Annotated in this window: 14 protein-coding genes and 1 other RNA gene; 6 read left to right on the forward strand and 9 right to left on the reverse strand. The window is 73.6% G+C overall.

The genetic code is table 11. From position 1 onward, the window contains the following. Positions 1-23: 23 nt before the first annotated feature. Positions 24-1262 (reverse strand): MFS transporter, encoded by a 1239-nt coding sequence (locus HQN59_RS18310; RefSeq protein WP_176070572.1) that lies wholly within the window; start codon positions 1260-1262, stop codon positions 24-26. 289 nt (positions 1263-1551) lie between these two features. On the opposite strand from HQN59_RS18310, the gene HQN59_RS18315 reads away from it, so the two are divergent. Next, on the forward strand, positions 1552-2871 hold the full coding sequence (locus HQN59_RS18315) for a hypothetical protein (RefSeq protein WP_176070573.1): 1320 nt from the start codon (positions 1552-1554) through the stop codon (positions 2869-2871). A 42-nt stretch (positions 2872-2913) separates the two neighbouring features. On the opposite strand, the gene HQN59_RS18320 is transcribed toward HQN59_RS18315, so the two are convergent. Continuing rightward, a complete protein-coding gene (locus HQN59_RS18320) occupies positions 2914-3393 on the reverse strand; it encodes a ribonuclease H family protein (RefSeq protein ID WP_176070574.1) in 480 nt (159 codons plus the stop codon). Next, entirely contained in the window at positions 3383-4198 is an 816-nt protein-coding gene (locus HQN59_RS18325) for a class I SAM-dependent methyltransferase (protein WP_176070723.1), read from the reverse strand. Before HQN59_RS18325 ends, HQN59_RS18320 begins: the two co-directional genes overlap by 11 nt. Here HQN59_RS18325 and gloB point away from each other — a divergent pair. Next, entirely contained in the window at positions 4197-4970 is a 774-nt protein-coding gene (gloB, locus tag HQN59_RS18330) for a hydroxyacylglutathione hydrolase (RefSeq protein WP_176070575.1), read from the forward strand. The genes HQN59_RS18325 and gloB overlap by 2 nt on opposite strands. Continuing rightward, positions 4967-6817, forward strand: a complete 1851-nt coding sequence (locus HQN59_RS18335) for a transglycosylase SLT domain-containing protein (protein ID WP_246295013.1) — start codon at positions 4967-4969, stop codon at positions 6815-6817. The genes gloB and HQN59_RS18335 overlap by 4 nt, the downstream gene beginning before the upstream one ends. Before the next feature lie 166 nt (positions 6818-6983). On the opposite strand, the gene recR is transcribed toward HQN59_RS18335, so the two are convergent. Genes recR through dnaX form a run of 3 tightly spaced genes read right to left on the reverse strand, consistent with a single transcriptional unit; the run spans position 6984 to position 10082 of the window. Continuing rightward, positions 6984-7571: a recombination mediator RecR gene (gene recR, locus HQN59_RS18340; protein ID WP_176070576.1), complete on the reverse strand. Its 588-nt coding sequence runs from the start codon at positions 7569-7571 to the stop codon at positions 6984-6986. After that, positions 7568-7894 carry a YbaB/EbfC family nucleoid-associated protein gene (locus tag HQN59_RS18345; RefSeq protein WP_176070577.1) on the reverse strand — a complete coding sequence of 109 codons (327 nt, stop codon included), beginning with the start codon at positions 7892-7894 and terminating at the stop codon, positions 7568-7570. The genes recR and HQN59_RS18345 overlap by 4 nt, the downstream gene beginning before the upstream one ends. 4 nt (positions 7895-7898) lie before the next feature. Then, positions 7899-10082, reverse strand: coding sequence for a DNA polymerase III subunit gamma/tau (gene dnaX, locus HQN59_RS18350; protein WP_176070578.1), 2184 nt, complete (start codon positions 10080-10082; stop codon positions 7899-7901). Between the two features lie 146 nt (positions 10083-10228). Between dnaX and HQN59_RS18355 the strand changes: the two genes are divergently transcribed. The 3 genes from HQN59_RS18355 to HQN59_RS18365 all read left to right on the forward strand — a co-directional run bounded on the left by HQN59_RS18355 (position 10229) and on the right by HQN59_RS18365 (position 11935). Continuing rightward, complete coding sequence (locus tag HQN59_RS18355; RefSeq protein WP_176070579.1) at positions 10229-11362, forward strand: AIR synthase-related protein; 1134 nt, start codon at positions 10229-10231, stop codon at positions 11360-11362. A 41-nt stretch (positions 11363-11403) separates the two neighbouring features. Beyond that, positions 11404-11501, forward strand: an RNA gene (ffs, locus tag HQN59_RS18360) — signal recognition particle sRNA small type. Between the two features lie 164 nt (positions 11502-11665). Then, positions 11666-11935: a hypothetical protein gene (locus HQN59_RS18365; RefSeq protein WP_176070580.1), complete on the forward strand. Its 270-nt coding sequence runs from the start codon at positions 11666-11668 to the stop codon at positions 11933-11935. 279 nt (positions 11936-12214) lie between these two features. On the opposite strand, the gene HQN59_RS18370 is transcribed toward HQN59_RS18365, so the two are convergent. The 3 genes from HQN59_RS18370 to HQN59_RS18380 form a co-directional block, all read right to left on the reverse strand. Then, positions 12215-13945 (reverse strand): HDOD domain-containing protein, encoded by a 1731-nt coding sequence (locus tag HQN59_RS18370; protein WP_176070581.1) that lies wholly within the window; start codon positions 13943-13945, stop codon positions 12215-12217. 351 nt (positions 13946-14296) lie between these two features. Next, positions 14297-18124, reverse strand: a complete 3828-nt coding sequence (locus HQN59_RS18375; protein WP_176070582.1) for a UvrD-helicase domain-containing protein — start codon at positions 18122-18124, stop codon at positions 14297-14299. Beyond that, complete coding sequence (locus tag HQN59_RS18380) at positions 18121-20751, reverse strand: PD-(D/E)XK nuclease family protein (RefSeq protein ID WP_176070583.1); 2631 nt, start codon at positions 20749-20751, stop codon at positions 18121-18123. The genes HQN59_RS18375 and HQN59_RS18380 overlap by 4 nt, the downstream gene beginning before the upstream one ends. Positions 20752-20789 lie beyond the last annotated feature (38 nt).

A 20789-nucleotide genomic window follows, 5' to 3' on the forward strand; every position in this document is an offset into this window, starting at 1 on the left:
CGTCCGCGGCGCGCGCTGCGTTCTCAGGCCGCCGCCGCGCTCAGCGGCGTACGGCGCACGCGCTGGATGTTGAATGCACTCACGATCATCAGCGCCTGCACGATCGCGATGCCGAGCCAGACGTCCTGCGGGCGGTGCATGTCCATCAGGCGGCCGAACGCCAGCGGCGCGAGCGCCTGGCCGATGTCGAGCCCCGAGTAGACGACGCCGTACACGCGCCCGGTCGCGTTCTCGGGCGACGAGCGCTTGACCAGCAGGTCGCGCGACGGCGACGCGATGCCCATCGCGATGCCCATGCCGGCGAACAGCACCGGCACCAGCAGCGCGGCGACCGGCGCGAAGCCGAGCGCGAGCGCGAACAGGGCGGCGATGCTGAAGGCGAAGCCCACCACGCGCTCGCAGCGGTCGGGGTTCGACGCGAGGAAGCCGCCCACCACCATGCCGCTCGCGCTGCCGAGCATGTAGACCGTGAGGCACATCGCGGCGAGCTGCGTCGGCACCGCGTGCAGCTGGCTCGCCGCCTGGGTCGAGAACGCCTGCATGCCGCTCAGCACGATCGCCGACAGCAGGAAGAACCAGAAGCACATCCAGACCGCCGGAATGGCGAGAAAGCCGAAGCTGCCGCCGCCGACCGGCACGGCCGCGGCGGCGGGACGTGCCGCGCTCGTCATCTCGAGCGTGAGGTGGCGGCGGAACGCCAGCAGCATGCCCAGCACCAGGAGCGCGAGCAGGCCGGCGACCACCAGCGCGCTGCGCCAGCCGCTGAGCACCGCGATCGGGACCAGCAGCGCCGGTGCGGCGGCCCAGCCCAGGCTGCCGCTGATGCCATGCGCGCTGTAGGCATGGCCGAGGCGGGTCGAGTGCACGCGGCGGTTGAGCAGCGAGTAGTCGACCGGGTGGAACACGCCGTTGCCCACGCCTGCGATCACCGAGAAGACCGCGAGCATCGCGTACGACGTGCTCGACGCGAAACCGAACGCGGCAGCCGCCAGCAGCGCCATCCCGCCGAACAGCACGGGGCGCGGGCCGAAGCGGTCGACGATGAAGCCGGACAGCGCCTGCACGCCGCACGACACGGCGAAGAAGATCGTCATCAGCAGGCCCAGCTCGGTGTAGCTGACGCCGAACTCGGTCTTGAGCCAGGGGAACAGCGGGGCGAGCAGCAGCTGGCTGAAGTGACTGATGCAGTGGGCCGTGCTGACGAGGCCGATCACGGCAGCGTCCTGGCGGGCCGGCCAGGCCGGCGAGGTGGAAGTCGACATCGGGGCGGGGGCGACGCCGCCAGCGAGCCCCAGCTCGGTGCGACGCTTGCGCCAGGGTGAAAACGCGGAGGTCGATTCTGCCACCCGGCGCACCGGTCCGGTGTGAGATGGACTCACGCCGGTGGTTCTTTCCGACGCCGGTCTCGAAGCCTTTGGGAGGCGTTCGACGATGTCGCTCGTGCGGGCGATGGTCCGGCCATGCGACGACGCGCGCGGCGCCTGCCGCCTGCGTACACTTGCGCCGAAACAGGTGGCCGCTGGGTGCCGTCTCGAGGCTGGAGGAGCCGCCGTGCTGACATCGCTGTTCGGAGATCTGGGGTCCATGCTCGACCCCGCCAAGTCACGCAGCCGCGATGACGACGAGGACGAGAGCGGCTTCGCCGCCACGGCCATCATGCAGACCACCTCGGCCGAGGTGAACGAGCGCGGTCAGATCGTCGATCGCCACCTCACCGAGATCGAGGTCAAGGGCTCGCCGGCGCAGGCGATCCGCGAGCACTTCGCCGCCACCCGCGCCGACCTCGAGACCGCGACCTCGATGATCACGCTGGTGGACCCGGCGAAGGTGTGGGCCGCCTCGGTGATCAAGGCGCTCAGCGATGCCGGCGGGCGCCCGATCGAACGCCTGCAGTTGCGGCGCGCCGGCGCCGAGGAAAGCCTCGCGGTGATCGAGCGCACCACGCTGGTCCGGCGCCAGCACGACACCCTGCGCATCTTCAACGCCGACGTGCGTGCGCCGGGCCTCGACAGCGACGAGATCCCGATCGCGCTGATGGAGCGCAGCCAGCTCGCGGTGGTGATCATCGGCCCGATGGAGCCGCCCGCGATCGACGCCCTGCTCGACAGCCTGCTCGAGGCGAGCGCACTGCCGGCGTGGCGCTGTCCGCACCTGCTGTTCCAGCTGCCGCCGGGCGCGGCGTGGATCGCGCAGAAGGTTGCCGCCACCGAATGGTCCGACCGCCTGCAGGTGCACGTGTCGACCGAACCCATGACCGGCGCGTCGGCGGTCTGGAACGCGATCGTCGAGCACTGGGACCGCGTGCGCCTGCAGCCGGCGACGCTCGAGAGCGCCGCTCCGGCCGAGCTCGGCGGCGGTGCGTTCCCGATCCGCGTCGGCGACATCGACGACAGCGCGCGGCCGGGCATCGCGCCCGAGTCGTTCGCCGAACGGTCGCTCGGCGGCACGTTCGCCGAGCGCTCGCTCGGCGGCAACGCGCTGCGCATCAGCCGCGACGTCGTCGACTCGACGCGCAACCGTCACGCGCTCGCCGGCATGCTGCGCCTCGAAGGGCTCGTCGCGTGCGCGATCGCCGAAGTCGCCTCGGGCGCGATCCACACGCGCGAGGTGGTCGGCGATCCCGACGTCGACCTCGACCTCTCGGCGGCGACCTGCGCGCAGGCCATGCAGGCGATGCAGATGCGCACCCGCAACATGGGCCTGTCGGAGCCGTTCGACGAGCTGATCGTCAGCGCCGGCTCGCGTCACCTGCTGGTGCGCGCGATGCCGCGCCATCCCGAACTGTTCGTGATGGCGCTGCTCGAGAAGCATCGCAGCAACCTCGCGCTCGCCCGCTTCACGCTGATGGACGTCGAGCGCGCGCTGCCTTGAGCGCGTAGCGCGCGGCAGCCCCGGCGGCCGCGCTCGCCCGCGTCAGCTCGGGCTCGAGGCGCGCAACGCGAGCGCCCGGTTGGCCAGCGCGTCGGCGCGCTCGTTGTGCGGGTCGCCGTTGTGGCCGCGCACCCAGCGCGTGGTCACGCGGCGCGCGTCGAACGCGGCGAACAGCTTCTTCCAGAGCGCGAGGTTGGCCACCGGTTCGCCCTTGGCGTTGCGGAAGCCCTTGCGCTCCCAGCCGGCGCGCCATTCGGTCAGACCTTTCAGCACGTACTGGCTGTCGGAGACGAGCTCGACCTCGGCGACCGGCGGCACCCGCGACAGGCCTTCGAGCGCCGCGGTGAGCTCGGCGATCTGGTTGGTGCCGGGGCCGATGAAGCCGAAATGATCGGTCTCGCTGCCGTCCGGCGCGATGAGGACGACGCCCCAGCCGGCGGGCCCGGGATTGGAAGGGGCGCACGCCCCGTCGGTGTAGGTGATCCAGCGCTCTCGGCTCGTGCCGGGACGTTCAACGGGCATCAGGTCCGCTTTCGAATTCGTGTTGATGGGCAGCCGCAACCGGCGCGGCGACCGGAACGGGCTTGCGGCGCGGCGCGCCGATGAGGCCGACGAGGCGCATGCCACGCACGCGCTTGACCGCGGTGACGACGTAGACCGCGCCGAAGATCGGCCACCAGCGGTCGCCGGCGCGCTCCATCCAGCCGAGGCGCGCCAGCCACTTGGCCGACGCCACCGGCGGCACGTAGCCGCCGAAGCGGCCCGCCTCGACCTCGAAGCTGAGGAGGCGCAGCCAGTCGCGCAGCCGCCGATAGCCGAGCGGGCTTCCGCCGGTCTGCAGGGCGTCGGCATGACGCCGGCGCAGGCGCCTGCGCCAGCGCTCGGCGCGCTCGCGCAGGCCCCACAGGCTCGCCGGGTTGAACCCGACGATGACGACGCGTCCCTCGGGCATGAGCACGCGCTCGACCTCGCGCAGCGCCAGGTGCGGGTCGCGCGCGAACTCGAGCGTGTGCGGCAGCACGACCAGGTCGAGGCTCGCGCTGTCGAACGGCAACGCGTCGAAGTCGCAATGCAGCGAAACCGCACGCAGCGCGGCCTGGCCCTCGCAGGCCGCCGCCTCGGCCGGGTTCTCGACGGCGAGCCAGCGATGCGGCATGCGGTTGGCACGCAGCGCATCGATCCGGGGCAAGCCGAGCTGCAGCGCGTGAAAGCCGAAGATGTCGGTGACCACCTCGTCGAGATGCTGCTGTTCCCACTCGAGCAGGCGCGCGCCGGCGGGGGTATCCAGCCAGGCGGGCAAACCTATAATCGCGCCACTTTCCGCCATGAATCTCACCGCCCTTCCCGCCTTCAGCGACAACTACATCTGGATGATGGATGACGGCCGCTCGGCCATCATCGTCGACCCGGGCGAGGCGGCGCCGGTGCATGCCGCCCTCGATGCGCGAGGGCTCGCGCTCGCCGCGATTCTAGTGACGCACCATCACGGCGATCACTGCGGCGGCGTCGACGCGCTGCGCGGTCGCCTGCAGGGCGAGGTCTATGGCCCGCGCCGCGAGACCATCCCGCAACCGGCGATCGGCCTGGGTGACGGCGATCAGGTCGAGGTGCTCGGCATGCGCTTCGACGTCTACGACATTCCGGGCCACACCGCCGGTCACATCGCGTTCCATCGCGCCGCGTCGAACGGCGAGCCGGGGGTGCTGTTCTGCGGCGACACGCTGTTCTCGGCCGGGTGCGGTCGCCTGTTCGAAGGCACGCCGGCGCAGATGCACGAGTCGCTCTCGACCCTGGCGCGCCTGCCGGGCGACAGCCGCGTCTGCTGCGGTCACGAGTACACGCTCTCGAACCTGCGCTTCGCGCAAGCGGTCGAGCCTGCGAACCGCGCCATTGCCGAGTACACGGTGTGGTGCGAAGCCGAGCGTGCGGCGGGTCGCCCCACGCTGCCGTCGACCCTCGCGCGCGAAGCCGAGGTCAATCCCTTCCTGCGCTGCTCGGAGCCCGCGGTCGTCGCCGCGGCCGCCGAACACGGTGCCGCCGACTCGAGCGGTGTCGCCGTGCTGGCCGCGCTCAGAAACTGGAAGAACGATTTCCGATGACGATCACGTTCAAAGCCGGCTTGCGCCGCATCGCCGCACCGCTGGCCTTGTCCTTCATGTCGCTCCTTCTCGCGGCATGCGCCATCACCCCTCCCGACCCCACCTCCCCCGACAGTTATCGCGAAACGGCGCCGAGCAAGACGCCGGCGATCACCACGCCGACGCCGGGCACCGGCCTCGTTCTGCCGCCCCAGGCGCCCGCACAGGCGCCGGTGCCGATCGACCCGGTGCGCCCCGAAGTGCCGGTCGACATGAGCGGTCGCAACACCCAGGTCGACCTCTGGGAGCGCGTGCGCCGCAACTTCGGCATGCCCGATCTCGACAACCCGTTGGTGCGCGACAGCGAGAACTGGTATTCGAGCCGACCTGACTACGTCGCCCGCATGACGGCGCGCAGCAGCCGCTACCTGTTCCACATCGTCGAGGAGATCGAGCGCCGCGGCATGCCGAGCGAGCTCGCCCTGCTGCCGTTCATCGAGAGCGCGTTCAACCCGCAGGCGATGTCGAGCGCCGCGGCGTCCGGCATGTGGCAGTTCATCCCGTCGACCGGTCGCGACTATTCCCTCAAGCAGAACATGTTCCGCGACGACCGCCGCGACGTGCTCGCGTCGACGCGCGCCGCGCTCGACTACCTGCAGCGCCTCTACGGCATGTTCGGCGACTGGCAACTCGCGCTGGCGGCCTACAACTGGGGCGAAGGCAGCGTGCAGCGCGCGGTCAACAAGAACAAGCGCGACGGGCTGCCGACCGACTACTCGAGCCTGCGCATGCCGGCCGAGACGGCGCAATACGTACCCAAGCTGCAGGCCGTAAAGAACATCATTGCCAATCCGGCCGCGTTCGGTCTGCAGCTGCCGGCATTGCACAACCACCCGTATTTCGTCGCCGTGCCGATCGAACGCGACATCGACGTCGCCGTCGCCGCGCGCATCGCAGGCTTGCCGCTCGACGAGTTCAAGGCGCTCAACCCGCAGATGAACAAGCCGGTGATCCTGGCCGCGGCGACGCAGCAGGTGCTGCTGCCCTACGACAACGCGAACCAGTTCGTGCGCGAACTGCCGCGCTACACCGGCCCGCTGGCGAGCTGGACCGCCTGGGTCGTGCCGCGCACCATGCGCGCCGCCGAGGCGGCACAGGAAGTCGGCATGGTCGAGGAGGAGCTGCGCGAGATCAACCGCATCCCCGCGCGCATGCTGATCCGCAGCGGCTCGACGCTGCTGGTCGCGCGCAGCGAGGCCCGCATGAGCGACGTCGCCCTGCACATCGCCGACAACGCGACGATGTCGCTCGCCCCCGACGTGCCGCCGCTGCGCCGAATCACCGTGCGCGCGGGGCGCCGCGACAGCGTGAGCTCGATCGCGCACCGCTTCCGGCTCAGTCCGCAGAAGGTGGCCGACTGGAACGACGTGCGCGTCGGCGCGACCTTCAGGCGCGGCGAATCGGTCGTGTTGTTCGTGCCGCAGGGCAGCGCGCTCGCGCGCCAGGCAAGCGACGATGACGACGACCGCCGTTCGTCGACCAGCGTGCCTGCGCGCGACGTGGTCAGGACCTCGACCGCCGAGCGCAGCAACCCTGGCCCGCGTTCAACACCGGCGGCGGCGCGCCACGCGCCGACCGTCGAACGCACCGCGAAGGCTCCGACACGCGCCAGCCGCGTCGCGAGCACCGGCGCGCCGGCCGCACGCCCGTCGAGCGTCAAGGCCGCGCGTGCCGCTGCCGACAAGCCGGTACGCAGCGCCGGCCGTGGCGCCTCGAGCGACGGCGGCACCCGCGAGGCGCGCGCCGCCGCCAAAGGCAGCCTGAAGGTCGCAGCACCGCGCGCCCGCACCGCTCGTTCGGCACGCTGATCCCGGCAGGGCGTCGGGCGACGTCCGCTTCTCGACGCCGGGGCCGTCGCGGCGCTCTCGTGGCGACGTTGCGATGACCCCGTCACGGCGACCGCGGGTGATCGGCCTTGCTGCGGCACGTGCTGTACCGATGGGGCATCCAGGGGCCGCGCGGCCCTCGTGACGCTCAGCGTCGGTCGATCAGCGCGTGCGCGATGGTGCCGAGGTCGACGTACTCGAGTTCGCTGCCGATCGGCACCCCGCGCGCCAGACGCGTCACCCGAATGCCGCGCGCCTTCAGCGCCTCGCCGAGCACGTGCGCAGTCGCCTCGCCTTCGGCGGTGAAGTTGGTCGCGACGATCACCTCGTCGACGCTGCCGTCGCTCGCGCGGTCGAGCAGTTCCTGCGCGCCGATCGAACCGGGGCCGATGCCATCGAGCGGGCTGAGCCGCCCCATGAGCACGAAGTACAGGCCCCGATAGGTGCCGGTGCGCTCGAGCGCGGCCTGGTCGGCCGGCGTCTCGACCACGCACAGCAGGCGCGCGTCGCGCGACGGATCGGCGCAGATCGAGCAGAGCGCGCCTTCGGTGAAGGTGTGGCAGCGCGCGCAGTGGCGCACCGCCGCCACCGCCTGCTGCAGCGCGTCGGCGATCTGGCGTGCACCGTCGCGGTCGTGCTGCAGCAGGTGGAAGGCCATGCGCTGCGCCAACTTCACGCCGACGCCGGGCAGGCGCCGCAGCGACTCGACCAGGCGCTGAAGCGCCGGCTCGCTCAAAACGGCAGCTTCATTCCCGGCGGCAGCGGCATTCCGGCGGTGAGCTTGCCCATCTTCTCCTGGCTCACCTGCTCGGCGCGTCGCACGCCGTCGTTGAAGGCGGCGGCGACGAGGTCCTCGAGCATGTCCTTGTCGTCGCCGAGCAGGCTGGGGTCGATCGCGATCCGCTTGACGTCGTGCTTGCACGTCATGGTCACCTTCACGAGCCCGGCGCCCGACTGGCCCTCGACCTCGATCGTGGCGAGCTCGTCCTGAGCCTTCTTCAGGTTGTCCTGCATCGCCTGAGCCTGTTTCATGAGCCCGGCAAGCTGGTTCTTCATCATCTGGCTACTCCTGGAGGGTCGAATGGGGTTTGACAGATCCGGGCACGATCCGCGCGGTCTTGTACTGGGCCATCAGCGCCTTGACGAGCGGGTCCTCGGCGATCAGCCGCTCGGCCTCGCTCTGCCGGCGGGCGCGCTCGGCCGCGGCGCGGCGCGCCGGCGTGTCCTCGGCGACGCCGGCCTCGACGTCGATGCGGACCGGCCGGCCGAGCATTTCGGCAAGCGCGCTCTGGAGCCGCTCGCATTGTGCGGGTGTGCGCAGCATCTCGCGCTCGACGCGCAGCTGCCAGCGGAGGGGCGATGCGCTCTCGTCGACCGCGATGCACTCGGCCTGCAGCGCGAGCTCACGCACGAGCGCGCCGATCGAGCCGGCCGCGAGCATGCGCCGCACGACGGCGTCCCAGCGGTCCGCGGGCGCGCCGATGCCGTCCGGCGCCCGCGCCGGCGCCCGCGCGGCCGCCGCGTCGGACATGGGCTCCGCCGAGCCAGGATCCGCCCCCGCATGGTCGCCGGAGAGGTGCTGCCCGGGGTCGCTGGGCGCCGTCGTCGGCGCGGCCGGGCCCGCGGCCGATCCGCTGTCGCTGCCGCTGCCCTCGTCCGATGCGCCCGAGGCGCCCGGCGCACGGTCGCGAGCGCTCGCCATGCGGTCGCCCGGCGCCTCCTCGGAGCTCGTCGCAGCGGCGCGGGCCCGCGGCTCGACCAGCACCGTCGCGGCCGCGCGCAGCGGGCGCGCGTCGAGCGCGGCGCCGGCGCCGCGCGGCGCGGGCGGTTCGGCTGCGCCGAGCGGCGCGGTGGCGCTGCGCGCGGCGCTCGTCGGCAGGGCCGGCGCGTCCGCCTCGACGCCGCTGCGGGCAGCCTCCCGGCGGTCGCGGCCCGGCGCGCCCGGCGCTTCGAGCGGGCCCGATGTGCCGCCCGCCGGGCGCGCCGATGACGCGCCGGGCGGCAGCGCACCAGCGAGCACGTCGCTGCTGCCCGGCCCTTTGACCGCACGCGGCGCTGCGGCCGCCACCGCCACGGGCGACGCCGCGGCGTCGCGCCCCTGGCGGGGCGACCCCGTCGAGCCAGCGCTTGCGCCGCCGGTCGCCGCGCCGGCCGGCGGGAACGCGAGCAGGCGCAGCAGCACCATGACCAGGCCGCTGTACTCGTCGGGCGCGAGCGCGATTTCGGTGCGGCCGTGCAGCACGATGCTGTAGAGCAGCTGCGTCTCGTCTGCGGGCAGCAACGCGGCGAGCTCGGCCACCGGCGCGGCATCGGGATCGTCCGCGTCGAGCGCGCCCGGCACCGCCTGCTGCAGCGCCATCTGCTGCAGCAGGGTCGCCATTTCCTCGAGCAGCGCGTCGGCCGCGAGGCCGAGCTCGCGCAGCGCGTCGACGGCAGCGACGAGGCCGGCGCCGTCGCGCGCCGCGAGTGCGGCGACGATGCGCGCGGCATGGCCGCGATCGACCGCGCCCAGCATCTGGCGCACGCCCTCCTCGCTGACGGCGCCGGCGCCGAACGCAACCGCCTGATCGGTGAGCGAGAGCGCGTCGCGCATCGAGCCGCGCGCAGCGCGCGCGATCAGCGTCAGCGCGGCCGGCTCGGCGTCGATCGCCTCGCGGCCGAGCACGTCGGCGAGGTGCTCGCGGATGGTCTCCGGCGCCATCGGCCGCAGGTTGAACTGCAGGCAGCGCGACAGCACGGTCGCCGGCACCTTCTGCGGGTCGGTCGTCGCGAGCACGAACTTCAGGTAGGGCGGCGGCTCCTCGAGCGTCTTCAGCATCGCGTTGAACGCGGTGTTGGAGAGCATGTGCACTTCGTCGATCAGGTACACCTTGAAGCGCGCCACCACCGGCTTGTAGACCGACTGATCGAGCAGGCGGCTGATCTCGTCGACCCCGCGGTTCGAGGCGGCGTCGAGCTCGACATAGTCGACGTAGCGGCCGGCGTCGATGTCGCGGCACGCCTCGCACACGCCGCAGGGCTCGGCCGTGATGCCGCCGCGGCCGTCGGGGCCGGTGCAGTTGAGCGACTTGGCAAGGATGCGGGCGATCGTCGTCTTGCCCACCCCGCGCGTGCCGGTGAAGAGGTAGGCGTGGTGCAGGCGCTGCTGGCGCAGCGCATTGCCGAGCGCCTGCACCACGTGAGGCTGCCCGACCAGCGCGCCGAAGTTCGGGGGGCGGTACTTGCGGGCCAGGACGACGTACGACATTGGCGGATTCTAAGAAGCCGGGCCCTGCCACCCGCGCCGCAGGGCGGCTCCCGGCTCGGCCGATAATCGGCCCGCCCGGAGCCCCCTGCCGGAATTGCGCCGCCGCCCGGCGCCCGCCAGCACCCGACCCGTCACCCGGCACTTCGATGAACCACGACTCCGCCCAGCCCGGTGCGTCCGACGCCCTCACCTATCGTGCCGCCGGCGTCGACTACGACCTGATCGACCCGCTCAAGCTGAGCGCGCAGCGCGCGGCCGCGGCGACCGCGGTCAACCTGGCTCCGCACGGCTTCGCCGAGGTGGCGGCCTCGCGCGGCGAATCCGCCTACGTGGTCGACGTCGGTCCGTTCTACCTGGCGAGCATCGTCGAGTGCCTGGGTTCGAAGGCGCTGGTCGCCGACGAGATGGCGCGTCTCACGGGCACCAGCGCCTACGCCGCGATCGCGCAGGACACCATCGCGATGGCGGTCAACGACCTCATCACGGTCGGCGCGACGCCGCTCGTCGTGCAGGCCTACTGGGCGGCCGGCGGCTCCGACTGGTTCAAGGATGCCGATCGCGCGGCCGCCCTCGTCGCCGGCTGGAAGCGCGCCTGCGACGCCTGCGGCGTGGCATGGGGCGGCGGCGAGACACCGGCACTCGCCGGCATCGTCGCCGACGGCCGCATCGACCTCGCGGCGTCATGCACCGGCATCGTCAGCCCGAAGTCACGCCTGTCGACCGGCGATCGCCTCGCGCCCGGCGATGCGATCGTGCTGCTCGCCGCGAGCGGCATCCACGCCAACGGCCTCAGCCTGGCGCGCAAGATCGCCGAGCGGCTGCCCGACGGCTACGCGACGCCGATCGACGACGCCGGCACCACCCTGGGCGCCGCGCTGCTCGCGCCGACGCCGCTCTACTCGCCCGTGACCGAGGCCCTGCACCGCGCCGCCGTCGACCTGCACTACTGCGCCAACATCACCGGCCACGGCTGGCGCAAGCTCCTGCGCCACCCCTCGGCGCTCACCTACCGCATCACCCACGTGCCCCCGGTGCCCCCGGTGCTGCGCTACATCCAGCAGGCCGCCGGCCAGTCGGACCGCGAGGCCTACGGCACCTTCAACATGGGTGCCGGCTTCGCCCTTTTCGTCGCCGGCGACCAGGCTGAGCGCTGCGTCGACGTGGCCCGTGCCGCCGGCACCGAAGCGTGGGTCGCCGGCCGCGTCGAGGCTGGCCCCAAGCAGCTGATCGTCGAGCCGCTCGGCATCGAGTTCGGCGCCGACGACCTGCAACTTCGCTGAGCGCGCGGGCGGGCCTGCCCAGGCCACTTAGAATGCGCCCCGACGGGCCTCCCCGCATGGGAGCGCGGCCAACCGGGTCAGGTCGGGAACGAAGCAGCCCCAACCGTTGCGACCAGTGCCGGGGGTAAGGCTCGTCACCCTGCCTCTCACGACCGTTGCCGCGGCGCCTCGACGCCGCGCGTGCACATCGCACGAACGCCGCTGCCTTGCGCCGGCGCTGCCGAATCGGTCACGCGGAAAGCCGCACCTCGACGGACGGTGTTTGCGACGATTCGTGGTCGCTTCACGAATACCTGCCTCGCCATGAAAACCACGTTCTCGCTCGTCGCCGCCGGCCTCGTCGTCTTCTGCGCGGCCGCATCCGCGGCCGACCTGCCCGTCACCGTGGCGAGCGCCGCGGATGCGGCGAACACCCGCAGCGAGGCTGCGGTCGACGCTCCGGCCAAGCCCGCCAGGCGCGCCAAGACCGGCTCGACGACGCCGGCCGAGCGGGCCGCGGCGCCGGCGCCCGAGAAGGACGTCTGGGCGGTGCCGCTGTTCCAGAACGCCAAGGCGCTCAACACGCCGCGCTGAGTCGACCGGCGGCGCCGTCGTCCGGTCGCCGAGCGACGGCGATCTCACGGCGTTGTGGCGGTGTCGTACGGCCGCAGGGCCGGTCCGTATCCGCCCAGCGCGCCGTTGCGGCTGGAGGCGGCCAACGAGTCGACGTCGATACAGGCCGGGCTTTGGCACCGTCCGAGCCACGTCTCCGGTTTGGCCTGACCGAACGACGCCGTTCGCGCGGCATCCGCACAGCGAAACGTCGCGCCGCGCGTCATCGGCGGCGAGCCGAGGCGCCGTTCCGAGCGCGGCTCAGTCTTCTTCCGCCGGCTGCTCGCTCCGCAGCTGCTCGCGCGCACGCCTGAGCGCATCGGCGAGGCCGCGCGCGTCGACGTTGAGCACGCGGCCGTAGCGCACGGCCATGTGGTTCAGCGCGCCGGCCAGCCGTTCCGCCGGCAGCTCGCTGAAGGCGTCGACCGCCTCGTTGGCGGCGCTGCCGACGATGCGCAGCACGTCGCCGTCGCCGTCCGGCTTGCGTGCCGGGGTGTCGAGCGGCAGACGCCGGATCATGTGCTGCAGTTCGGCGCCGAAGCCCCAGTGGCGCGCCATCGCGGCACCGAGCAGGCCGATGTCGACGCCGAGCACGGTGAACGAGGCGGCCTCTTCGCCGAGCATCGGCTCGGCGCTCTCGCCGTCGTGCGCCGCAGCCGGTTCCTTGGCACTGCGCAGCAGCTGCTGGATCTGCTCGGCCGCGTCGGCGAAGTGGTAGCGCACCATCAGCCGGCCGAGGTTCTGCAGCACGGCGACGAGGTACGCGGCCTCCGGGTCGTAGCCCGGAGGACGCAGCGCCTGCGCGACGAGGCCGGCGAGGCGGACACGTTCCATGAGCGCCGCGAGCGCGTCGGCGGCGGCGCCCTCGAGTGCGCCGGGCCACGGCCGCAGCGCGCTCGCGGCGTGCTCGACGCCGTTGACGCCGATCAGCGCGACCGCTCGGCTGAGCGTGAGCACCGGCCCGCTGCCGCCCATCTGGGAGCCCTGGACCTGCGCCGAGTTGAGCGTGCGCAGCAGTTCGAACGAGAGCCCGAGGTCGGGAAGAATCTGGTTGGCGATGTCGTCGGTGCGCTGCCCTTCGAGGCGGCCGACGCCGTGCACGCGCGAGCTAAGGCCCGGCGCCGCCGGCAGATGACCGACCCGGCGCACGCGGTCGAGCAGCAGCGCGACCGGGCCGCCGTCGTCGCCGGCGCCGGCGGCGCGCCAGCCGTCGAGGGCGTCGAGCAAGGTGCGCGCGCTGCGGTAACGCAGGCGCGGTTGACCCGCGGTGCTGCGGTTGACGATGGCGCGCAGGGCGTCGTTGACGGGCCAGCGCAGCGTCCAGGGCAGGCGCACGAACTCGCGCCCGTGCGGCGCCATGCGGCCGATCACCCGCATGGTGTCGGCCACGCCGAGCGGCGGCTCGGTGGCGAGCAGCTGATGCAGCAGCAGGCCGCAGGCGATCACGTCGCGCTCGGCGGCGTCGCGCTGTGCACGCAACTGTGCGGGGTCGAGCCCACGCGACGCCTCGGCCGTCGTGCCCGGTGCGACCGTTTCGCCGGCGGCGGCGAGCGCCATCACCCGAACCCGGCCGTGCTCGTTCACCACGAGGCTCTGCAGTTGCAGGTCGAGGTGGGCGACGCCGCCTTCGTGCGCGAACGAGAGGCCCCGGAGGGCGTCGGCGATCCAGCCGGCCACCTCGTCGGCGGACGTCGGGGGGTGGGCCTGCAGCCACTCGTCGAGGGGAATGCCGACGCTGCGCGCGACCGCGACGAACGGCCAGTTCTCGTGCATCCCGACCTCGAGCACCGGGGCGAGATTCGGGTGGTCGAGGCGCGCCGCGCGGCGCACCCCCATGGTCCAGCTGGTGGCGGCAGCGAGGCCGACCGGTGCCGCCCGCGGCATCGTCAGCATGACCTCTTGGCCCGCGCTCGGGTCGGCGGCGAGCCACAGCATCGTGCGGTCGCTCTTGCCGAGCAGGCGCCGCAGTTCGAACCGTCCGATCCGGCGCACGGCCGCCTTCGGCGGGGCCGCGACGGACGCTCGTGGGGAGATTGCCGAAGGTGCCTGCATGCGGCGATTACAAGCCATGGCGCGCCGCCGCGAACGCTCGAACAAAGCTGCAAACGGCGCTATTTCGCGCTCGCGGTCGGCACGTGGCCGAGCGGCGTCCGGGTGCGCGCGGCGGCGAGCACTTCGGCATCAGCGGCGCGTCGACGTCGGCGGGCCGCGGAAGGCGACAGCCGGTGCGACTCCTGAAGAAGCAGTTGGCGCGACCGAGCCTGGCTGGCAGCGCGAGCGGCCGCCGAACGCAAGGGCCGACGCCCGGACCACCCGCGATCGGCCGCGCCGGCGAACGCGCCGTCAGTCCAGCGGAACCAGCTCGCCGTCGCCGCCGATGAACGCGCCGAGAACCGCGTCGCCGGGCTGCATGCGGCGCACCGCGGCGACGTAGCGCCGCAGCTGTTCGCGGTTGGCGGCGTCGCGCTCGGGTGCGTGCTGCAGCTTGTAGTCGAGCACCCACCAGGTCGTCGCACCGGGCGGCCCGGCGAGCGCGACCAGACGGTCGATGCGCAGCACGTCGGCGCCGTCGGCGATCGCCACCTCGTTGCCGGCCCAGCGCAGACGTTCCGGGTCGAAGAAGCGGGCGCAGGCGGGGCTCTGCCAGATGCGGCTGGCGACGCGCTCCACTTCGCCCGCGGCCACGCCGAACTCGTCGGCCGCCGCGCGCGCCAGGAGGCGCAGATCCGGCGGTCGGGGTGCATGTGGCGCCGCCGCCCACTCGAGCACGCGATGCACCGCCTCCCCGAGCCGGGTGGCGTCGGTACCGGGCAGCGGGCGCGGGCGCGACGGCGTCGAGTTCATCGCGCCGCGCCAGTGCGGCAGCGCACGCAGCACGATCGCCGGCTCGCCGACCTCGCCGGCGGCAGTCTCCGCTGCCGGCGCGAAGGGCACGGCGTGCGGCGCGATGCGCGCCCACCACGACGTCGGGTCGGGGCTGCGCGGCTCCGTCGAGCTCACGACAAGGCGCTCCTTGGCGCGCGTCATCGCGACGTAGAGCGCGTTCATCTCCTCGCGCTCGCGCGCGGCGGTCTCGAGCGCGAGGCGCGGCACCAGCGAATGCGGCGGATTGGCTTCGGAATAGACGAAGGCGCACGCGGTCGGGTGCTGCGCCTCGACCGGCCAGTCGACCAGCACGGTCGCGGTGTCGGCGTTGCGCGGCTCCGGGTCGGTGTCGACCAGGAACACGATGCGCGCCTCCAGACCCTTGGCGCCGTGCACGGTGAGCAGCTGCACCGCGTCGGACTGCGTCGGGGCGGCGACCACGAGCGCACGCCGCTTGAGCGCGCGCACGAAGTTGTACGGCGTCGCGTAGCGCGCGCCGTCGAGCGTCAGCGCGAGGCCGACAACCGCGTCGATTGCGCCGAGCGCCGCCACCCGACGCTCGGCCGGCACCGCGGCAGCGACCCGCTCGCGCAGCTCGCCCGAGGCGACGACGAGGTCGAGCAGGTCGTGCGGCGGCAGCGTGCGGGCGGCGGCGTGCCAGCGCGCGAGCAGCGTGGCGGCACGCTGCAGCGCCGGGCTCGCGGACGCGACCGGCCCGGCAGTCGTCTCGGGAGCGCTGACGGGTCCTTGCGGAGCGGCATCGGCCGGATCGGCGCCGGGGCGCGCCACCGACGCTGGCGCGCGCGAATGCGCCGCCGCGTCCGCTTCGGCGCCGGCCCCGCGCCGGTCGTCGTCTCGGTGGTCGTCGGGTTTGCCAGCCTGCGCCGGCTCGGGATCTGCCTCCCAGTCGAGCGTGCGCTGCTGCCAGGTCGACGGCGCCGCCGGCGGGCCCGCCCGCGTGGCGACGCGGCGGGTCTCCGCGCCGCTGGACCGCATGGCCGCGCGCGAACCTGCAGCCGTCGAATCCGACGCTGCGGAAGGCGATGCGTCCAAGGACGGAGCCGTGTCGGCGCCGCTGCCGGGCCCTCGATGATCCACGGCCAATAGAGCGTCGGCAGCTGCCGCGGCGCTCGATCCACCTGCCGCCCGCAGCGTCGACGGCGGCGCGGCGATGGAACGGGTCGGACTTTCGCTTTCCTCGCCCGCAGCCGTGTCGCGCTCGCCAGCCGTCGCCGCCATTTCCGCCGCCACTTGCGCGCCACCCCGCACCCCGCCGATCCGCATCAGCGCACGCCACCAGTCGCCACGCGGGCCGGCGGCGAGCGCGAGCTCGATCAGGTCATCGTCACTGGCACCGAACAGCGGCGAGCGCAGCGCGTGCGCGAGCGACAGCTTGTGGCGCGGCGACGCGAGCACGTCGAGCAGGGCCACCAGGTCGCGCGCCTCGGGCGCGTCGCCGAGCGAAAAGTCCTCGGGCGCGGCGAACGGCAGGTGGCGCGCGGCGAGTTGCCCGGCGACGAGGCGGAGCGACTCGCGCTTGCGGCAGAGCACCATCACGTCGCCCGCCTCCGCCTCGCCCGCTCGCAGCAGGTCGGCGATCGCCTGCGCGACCTGCTGCGACTCGGTGTCGGGCTGCTCGTCGGCCGCCTCGCGAGGTTCGGTGAGGCTGTCGCGCCAGCGTTCCTCGGCCGGTTCGCTGCGTGCAGTCGGCGCCTTCGGCACCCGTGGCAGCGTGAACACGCCGCTGCCGGCGAAGGCGTCGGCTTCGGTGGTGTGCGGGCGGAAGCCGCTGAACTGATCGTCGCCCTGAGCGCGTTCGAAAACGGCGTTCACCGCCCGGATCACCGCCGGTGCGTTGCGCCGGGTGTGATCGCACGCGAGCAGCGTGCCGCCGAGGCCCTCGACGACGAAGTCGCGCGCCTGCTCGAAGACGCGCGGCTCGGCGCCGCGGAAGCGGTAGATGCTCTGCTTGGGGTCGCCGACGATGAACACCGCCGGCGGCCGCTGCCCGCTGCTGCCGCCGCCCGCGCCGGCATAGCCCGCGAGCCAGGCGTGCAGCGCGTGCCATTGCAGCGGACTCGTGTCCTGGAACTCGTCGACCAGGACGTGGCGGATCCGCGCGTCGAGCCGCTCGTGCACCCAGCCCGCGAGCGTTGCATCGCGCAGCAGCGTGAGGCCGAAGCGCTCGAGGTCGGCCATGTCGGCGAGGCCGCGCGCGCGCTTGTAGGCGGCGGTTTCCTCGAACAGGGCGCGCGCGAGGCGGCCCATCGCGAGGTGCTCCTGGTGCGCCGTCTGCTGGGCGATCGCCTGCTCGACGTCGGCGAGCACCTCGAGCGCCTCGGTCAGGCCTTCGGCCGCGAGGTGCTGACGTGGCGAGCCCGCATCGGTGAACAGTGCGCGATAGGCGGCCGCGAAACGTTCCCGATCGTCGTCGACCGCGAGCGCGGCGGCGAGCAGCGCCCCGTGCTTCTGCGAAGTCTTGTTCTTCGCCTGGCAGAGGCCGCGCGCCACGTCCGTCAGCAGCGCGTGGATCGACACCGAGCGCAGCCGCGTCGCCGGATCGACACGCGGATCGACACCCGGCCACATGACGTGCGCCGACGGGATGCTCGGGTCGAGCGTGCCGGCGGCGTCGGCCATGCCGATCTCGTTGCGACGCGCCAGCGCCGCGTCGAGCCACTTGCGCAGCTGGAAGCGCCCGTGCGCGCCGATCAGCGCATCGAAGTCGGCGCGCAGCGCCGCGTCCGTCGCGACGCGGGCGTGGAAGCTCCGGTAGATGCCGCTCGCGTGGTCGGTCAGGTCGTCGACCACCTCGACGTCCGCGCTGAGGCCGAGTTCGGCGAGCAGGTCGATCGGCGCGGCTCGCAGCAGAGTCGAGAACCAGGCGTGGAAGGTGCGGATCTGCACCGATCGGCCCGAACTCAGCACGCGCTCGTGCAGCGTCGCGAGCTGCGGGGCGAGCGCCGCGGCGGTGGCGGCGTCGAAGCCGCGCAGCTGCAGCTCCTCGACGCGTTTGGCGTCGTCGCAGGCGCCCGCGGCCATGCCGGCGAGCCACTCGCCGAGCCGCGCCCGCATCTCGCCGGCGGCCTTGCGGGTGAAGGTGATCGCGAGGATCGCGCCCGGGTCGGCGCCTTCGAGGAGTGCGCGCAGCATGCGCGACACCAGCATCCAGGTCTTGCCGGCACCCGCGCACGCCTCGACCACGACGCTGCGCGCCGGGTCGCACGCGATCGCGTAGAACGCCTCGCGCGTGACGGTCTGGCCGGCACGGCGGTACGCCGGCCGATGCAGGTCGGCAGCCGTCACGCGACGAGCGCCTCGGCGGGCCAGTCGTCGCGCCGGCAGATGCCGCGCGCGCTGCAGTACTCGCACGCCGTTCCGCGGCCGAGCGCCGGCAGCGGCGCGCCGGCGCGGATGCGCTCGAGCTCGGCGCCGACGCCTTCGACCACCGCGCGGGCGCTCGTCGCCACGTCTGCGTGCAGCGCCTCCTGGACGTCTTCGCCGCTGTCGACCGCCAGATAGATCGCGCGCAGGGGTGGCGCCTCGTCGTGCTGCCCGCCGGCCAGCGCGGCGTAGAACGCGAGCTGGGTGTCCTCGAAGCGGCGGCCGGCGCCGGTGCGCTCGCGCAGCGTCTTCGGCGACGTGGTCTTGTAGTCGATCAGTTCGGTGGTGCCGTCGGCGAGGCGATCGATGCGGTCGACGACGCCGCGCATCTCGACGCCGCCCCACGCGGGCGGCCTGACGGTCAGCTCGACCTCGCCCTGCTGCCACTCGGCGCCGGCCGCGTCGCGCTCGTGCAGCCAGCGCACGTAGCGTGGCACCAGGCGCGCGAAGCTCGCCGCGAACGGCAGGAAGGCGGCGGCGTCGAGCCCCATCTCGCGCTCGACCACCCGCGCGACCTCGTGCAGGCGGCGCGTGTCGTCGGCGACCGACGCGCCCGCGCCGCGCTCGGCGTGGAAGCGCCGCAGGACGTCGTGCAGCCAGTTGCCGTAGTCGCGCTTCTCGACCTCGTCGTCGAGCTCGTCGGCATCGGCGAGCTGAAGCATCTGCAGCGTGAAGAAGCGGTACGGGCACGTGCGCAGCGCGTCGGTCGCGGTCGCACTGAGGCGCAGCGGCAGCAGCGCGGGCGCGCGTGGCTGCGGGCGCGCGACCGGCGCCGGCTCGACGGTTTCGGCGTGCGTCGGGTCGGCTGCTTCCTCGAGCGTACGGCCGGCGGCGGCGAGGGCAAGCCCGAGGCGCTCGATCAGCGGGCTCGGCGCGAGCGGCTCGCCGCCGTCGTCGCGGCGGCGCAGCAGGGTCAGCGCCGGCACCCGCAGGATCTGTGCGAACGCCAGCACCTCCGCCTGACGGCGCTGCTCGGCGGTCGCGAGGCCCAGCTCGAGCGCGACGGCGTCGCTCAGCAGCGGATGCGGCGCCGGCGCGGCGCCGAGCCGCTTCTCGTCGGCGCCCGGCAGCACGATCGCCCCGAACGGCCGCAGCATCGCGCGCTCGAGCGGCGTCACCACCACCTGGGCGTCGGCGTCGGCCGCGGGCACGAACGAGGCGTCCTCGAGCGTCGCGTCGATCCAGCGGCTGAAGTCGTCGAGCGACATCGATTCGTCGAGCACGCCGGCGCCGATGCGTTCGGGGTCGTCGATCGGCACCGCGGCGAGCAATTGCCGGCCGGCATCGTCGTCGCTCAGCAACTGCCAGCTGCCGCACGCGACCAGCGCCTGCTTGAGTGCGGCGAGCCAGCCGCGCAGGCTCAGGCGCGGCGCCGCGCGCAGGGCGGCGAGGATCGCCGCGGCGGCCTCGTGCAGCGCGGCTGCCGCGGCGTCGAGCTTCGCGGCGTCGACCGCCGCGGGCGCCACCCAGCCGTTCCTGCGCAGCGCCGCCTCGAGTTCGTCGAGCGCACGCACCGATCGCTCGAGCCCGGGCCAGGCCACGACGGTGGGCTTGAGCCAGTCGAGCCAGTCGTCGACGCTGGCATTCCAGCGCGCCGCACGCAGCAGCGTCGCCACGCTGGCGCCGGCGCGCGTGGTCGACAGGCGCCAGCCGGTCTCATCGGCGAGCGGCACGCGCTGACGCGCCAGCAGCGCGCGCACGCGCCGCGTCAACAGACGGTCCTGCGCGATCAGCGCGACCGGCGTTCGGCCCTCGTTCAGATGCTGGATCACGTGGGCGGCGCTGCGCACGGCTTCGTCCTCGAAGTCGTCGCACTCGGCAAGCGCGACGCGACCGGTATGCACGGTGCCCGCGAACGGCTGCTCCGGATCCGGATCGGTGACGATGCGCAGGCACGGCCGCGCGCCGGCCGCGGCACGCAGCAGGTTCGCCGTGAGCGCCGCCGCCCCGCCGGCCTCGACCGCGATCCATGCGCTCGGGGCGAGATCGAACAGCAGGTCGGTGGCCGCTGCATCGGCTGCGGCGGCCCACTCGAACGCGACCTGGGCGAGCACCCGTTCGGTCTGCCCGGGGCCTGCCGCACCGCCCAGCAGTTCGCGCCCGCGCTCGCGGTTGGCGGCACGCTCCGCGGCCGGCAGCGCCGCCACGGCGCGCGCGAACGCGTGCGCGGTCGCGACCACCGCCGCCCCCGCCTGCTCGAACGCGCGCGGGTCGCGGCGCAGCGCGGCGGTGCGCTGCACGCCGCGCAGCAGCCGGCGCGCCGTGAGCCGGTCGATGGCGGCGTCGAAGGTGATGCCGAGCTCGCCGGCGGCGGGCGGCGGCGCGAGCGCCCGCGCCAGCGACTGCGTCGTCTCGATGCGCGGCATCCAGCCGCCACGCGCGGCCCAGGCGCGGCGCGCGAGCGGCAGGTGCTGCGCGAACGGAACCAGCACGATGGCGTCGCGTGCGTCGGCGCCCGTCTCGGCGAGCCAGCCGGCTGCGCTCTCGACGATCGCGGGCCAGGGGTCGGGCGCGCCGCCGTCGACGCGCCGCAGGGCTATCAAGGTCATGAAGGGAACCGCGGACGGCGCAGGGAACGTGCCCGAGG

This window comes from Rhizobacter koreensis (assembly GCF_013366375.1).
GTDB lineage: Bacteria > Pseudomonadota > Gammaproteobacteria > Burkholderiales > Burkholderiaceae_C > Schlegelella_A > Schlegelella_A koreensis.